The 4,004-nt window shown below is 41.1% G+C and carries 3 protein-coding genes and 1 pseudogene; 3 read left to right on the top strand and 1 reads right to left on the bottom strand.

Annotation, left to right across the window (positions count from 1 at the left end; genetic code table 11):
- Positions 1–172: pseudogene (locus tag PX482_RS20510) on the top strand (phosphoribulokinase); the annotation flags it as partial.
- Positions 173–223: 51 nt separating this feature from the next.
- Here PX482_RS20510 and PX482_RS20505 read toward each other — a convergent pair.
- Positions 224–937: a response regulator gene (locus PX482_RS20505; RefSeq protein WP_002760572.1), complete on the bottom strand. Its 714-nt coding sequence runs from the start codon at positions 935–937 to the stop codon at positions 224–226.
- An 856-nt stretch (positions 938–1,793) separates the two neighbouring features.
- On the opposite strand from PX482_RS20505, the gene PX482_RS20500 reads away from it, so the two are divergent.
- The gene (locus tag PX482_RS20500) at positions 1,794–3,011 is read left to right on the top strand and encodes an ISAs1 family transposase (RefSeq protein ID WP_288122953.1); all 1,218 of its coding nucleotides are present in this window, start codon (positions 1,794–1,796) and stop codon (positions 3,009–3,011) included.
- A 133-nt stretch (positions 3,012–3,144) separates the two neighbouring features.
- On the top strand, positions 3,145–3,846 hold the full coding sequence (locus PX482_RS20495) for a hypothetical protein (RefSeq protein WP_002756702.1): 702 nt from the start codon (positions 3,145–3,147) through the stop codon (positions 3,844–3,846).
- Positions 3,847–4,004 lie beyond the last annotated feature (158 nt).

Genomic DNA, 4,004 nt, shown 5'->3' with positions numbered 1-4,004 from the left:
CAAAACCGGCACTAAATACTACGGTGAAATGACGGAATTACTGCTCAAACACAAGGATTATCCCGGTTCTACCAATGGTACGGGTTTATTCCAAGTGTTAGTCGGTCTCAAAATGCGTGAAACCTACGAAAAACTAATGGCCGCTGAATCAAAAGTGGCAGCCCAAGTCTAGTTTCTAGTTTTGACCGAGCCGGCATCCTACCCGGGTAGGATGCCGGTTTTTTTAATCCACTAATCCCGATCGCAGGGCCAGCACTGCCGCTTGAGTCCGATCATCCACAGAGAGTTTATTTAAGATATTGCGGACATGGGTTTTCACCGTGCCGATGGTGATATAGAGTCGCTTGGCAATCTCGGCATTACTACAACCCGCGACAATCAGATCGAGAATTTCTCGCTCTCGTGCCGTTAGGGGGGCATTTTCCAGCAATTGGTGATATTCTCGGTCAACGCCTTGAATTATCACTGTTTTGGTCCCGGCAGCCGCACCGACGGGAACATTTTGGCGCACTTGTTGCAGAACAATATTGGCGATCGCAGGGTCAAGCCAATGATTGCCTTCGTGGGTGGAATAAATCGCCTCGATTAACTTATCAATGCTAATATCCTTCATACAGTAGGAATCAGCCCCAGCACTAAAAGCCGCTAAAACCTGTTCTTGGGTTTTGTGCATGGTTAGCATGAGGATTTTCGTGGCCAGGGGGTCTTCGCCCCGATTTTGTTGGAAGCGTCGCACTAACTCGATCCCATCGATCATGGGTAAACCTATATCGATGATCGCTACATCGGGTTTAGTCTCCTCTAGCAGTTTCAGTCCCTGTAATCCACTGATCGCTTCCCCTACCACTTGAATACCTTCCCGATGCTGGAGAGCCACCACTAAGCCCATGCGGGTTAAATCGTGATCTTCTACAACGATAACCCGGACTTTATCCATATTTTTTGACCAGTTTCGCCGAAGTAAGTGATGATTTGATAATTTTGGCTTTTCGATTATTAGAGCCGCTCCTTAACATTGACTTCACTCCCTTCCTCCTTCTCTGAATTCCGCTTTCTTATTCTTCATTCGGCAATCCCCTTTTTCCGGTTGATTTTATTGATACTTACTAAAAGCAGAGATGGCAAATATACTTAGCCTCCCCTAAAATATACTCAAATCTACCCAAATTAACCAGAATTTTCTGTTTTAATTATTTATTCATAATATCATACAAATCTCGATTATGCAAGGATTTGGCTTTTCTGGTTTCTGTGTGGAAACGAGGCCTATAATGATAGTTTATTTATTCACAAAAATAGCCATGAAAGTCTTTCCCAGTAAACATTTCAGAATTTCATCGTCAAAAATTATCACACAAAGTCGAGAAGAGCCAAGATAATTTTAAGAAGAATACATCTTTGATCTGCTTGGATTTTCATAGAATAGAACCAAGCTCTGGTTTAATTAATTTTTTAGCCTATATTAACAAAAAAATGGCTCTTCGTTACTTGTTATGGTTCGATAGGGGGGCATAAATCGACTAAATCCTTATCTGGCAAGAGACTTAATTGATTAGTTCGCTCTAGATAAAAAACAATTGACAAAAATCGCTAAATGCCTTTGTCTATAACAGGGTAAGCTCATCTAATTTGGTATAAATTGTACTTGACAAAGATTTCTGAATAGGGTAATCAAATCGCCATAGCACCGTCCCGCACTGCCAGTACCCAGACTTAGCCGCTGCTACCTCTGTATAATTTATAATTAGCCTTAGTCTCACTGTTGTTGATGAAAATTAATGAGGAAATAGCTCATGGGTAAAGGTTTTGCTCCCGTTCTCCCCACCGGAAATAAAGCTCAACTAAAACCTGAGCTTCCTTTAACATCAATAAATGAAATTCAAGCTAGTTTATTGACTTATCTTCAAGATATTCCTGACCCAAGAGCGTCCCGAACCCAAAAACATTTATTAACTGATATTTTAGTCATTGCTGTTTTAGCAGTTATAGCAGGAGCCAAAGGTTGGGAAGACATGGAAAATTATGGACTCAGTAAGCAGTCTTGGTTATCTGAGTTTTTAGAATTACCTAATGGCATTCCTTCTGATGACACTTTTCGGCGGGTTTTTGAACGGATTAACCCGGAAGTTTTGGCCAAAGTTTTGTCTCAATGGCTGCCCCATTTAATCGGTTCTCTTTCGGGGGAAATAGTTCCCATAGACGGGAAAAGTCTCAGAGGTTCTTACGACCGTAATCAAGGAATTAAAGCCTTGCATTTAGTGACGGCTTGGGCGGGGGAGCAGAAATTAGTTTTAGGACAAGTCAAGGTGGAAGATAAATCCAATGAGATTACTGCTATTCCCGCTTTACTAGAACTGTTAGACCTTCAAGGGGCAATTATCACCCTAGATGCTATGGGAACTCAAACGGCGATTATTAATCATATTCAAGCCAAAAAAGCTGACTACGTTGTCGCCCTTAAAGCTAATCATCCGACTCTTTATACTCAGGTCAAAAACTGGTTTGAGCAAGCTCAAGCACATCAATTTGATGGTATTCAATTTAGTTATGATTACCATCTGGAAAAAGGTCATCATCGCCTCGAAAAACGTTGGTGTTGGGCTGTACCCTTAGAAGCTTTCGGCGGTCTTTATCAACAGGCTCAATGGCAAGGAATTCAAAGTATTATCATAGTTAAACGAGTTCGTCATCCTGGTCATAAAACCACTTGTGAAGTCCAATTTTATCTCAGTTCTCTCCCTGCTGATGCTCAAAAAATAGGTAATGCTATTCGTAAACATTGGAGCATTGAAAATCAGGCTCATTGGATTTTAGATGTTACTTTTAATGAGGATCAATGTCGGATTCGCTCAGGCCACAGCCCTCGTAATTTTGCATTCTTGAGACGAGTAGCACTTAACGCTCTTAACCAAGAATCCACTTACCGACGTAGTCTGGCACAAAAAAGTCAACGGGCGGCCATGGATAATAACTATATGATGGCTGTGCTGAAAGCCTTTTGTCAAGCCTAATTGAGATGCTCTTACCCTGGGTGATTCTGGCAAGAGCATTTGTTCGCTTGACTTGCTGTTCTTACTTATTATACTATAACAGTCCTTGGGCTATCAATTTTTCGAGATACCCAACTATGTAAACAAATATATTATGAATCAAGGCATTGACTATTTTAATCGTGGACATTGGTTAACAGGGATTCAAGAACGCTTAAGTGTAGAAGCTCGCCGTAAGATGTTTGATTTAGCTATGAACAAACTCGATTTACGGGCAGGAGAAAGTATTATTGATATTGGTTCTACTCCAGATGTGGAGAGGATAGACAGTAACTGTATGATTCCCTGGTTTCATGAAGCAGGGTTAACTGTCGCCCTCTCTTCCCCAGAAGACATTTCTTCCCTGAGCCAAGTGTTTCCTTTTGCCAAAATTTTAAGCCCCAATGGATTTCATCGCCCAATTCTTGCTAAGGAGTGTGAGTTTGATGTAGCCACCTCTAGCGCAGTTTTAGAACATTGTGGTTCGACTCATTTACAGGTTGAACATATTCGAGAGTGTGCCAGAGTTGCTAGTAAAATATTCTTAACTACACCCAATCGTTGGCATTGGCTAGAATTTCATACTAAACTTCCCCTAATCCATTGGTTACCTAAATCTTGGCATCGGTTTCTATTAAATATAGTCGGGTTATCCTTCTGGGCTAAGGAAGATAATTTAAACCTACTGGGTAGAGCCGAATTATTAAACTTAGCTAAACAAGCTTTAGGAGACAATTTCAGTATTAGAGTCGAAACCATCTGGGCGCTGGGAATGCCTTCCAATTTAGTATTATTAGCTAGACGTATTAATGACTAATACAGGGTAAGCGCATCTTCAGCAATTCCAAATTCAAACGGTAGTGTAGGATACAGAATTGATTTCGCTTCTGTCCCTCAAAATAGAGTGAACGAGTTGCCCATTGGGTTTTGCAGGAATGGAAGTCCAAGATTTGAGTTTTATAGGGATGCTGAGCT

Origin of the sequence: Microcystis sp. M53602_WE12 (assembly GCF_030065455.1) — a bacterium.
GTDB classification, from domain to species: Bacteria; Cyanobacteriota; Cyanobacteriia; order Cyanobacteriales; family Microcystaceae; genus Microcystis; species Microcystis aeruginosa.
Note: the sequence above shows the minus strand (reverse complement) of the source record. Positions and strands in the feature narration are given on the sequence as shown.

Coding starts and splice junctions, on each gene's coding strand:
- PX482_RS20505 (WP_002760572.1), bottom strand. CDS start 937: ATGGATAAAGTCCGGGTTATCGTTGTAGAAGATCACGATTTAACCCGC.
- PX482_RS20500 (WP_288122953.1), top strand. CDS start 1,794: ATGGGTAAAGGTTTTGCTCCCGTTCTCCCCACCGGAAATAAAGCTCAA.
- PX482_RS20495 (WP_002756702.1), top strand. CDS start 3,145: ATGAATCAAGGCATTGACTATTTTAATCGTGGACATTGGTTAACAGGG.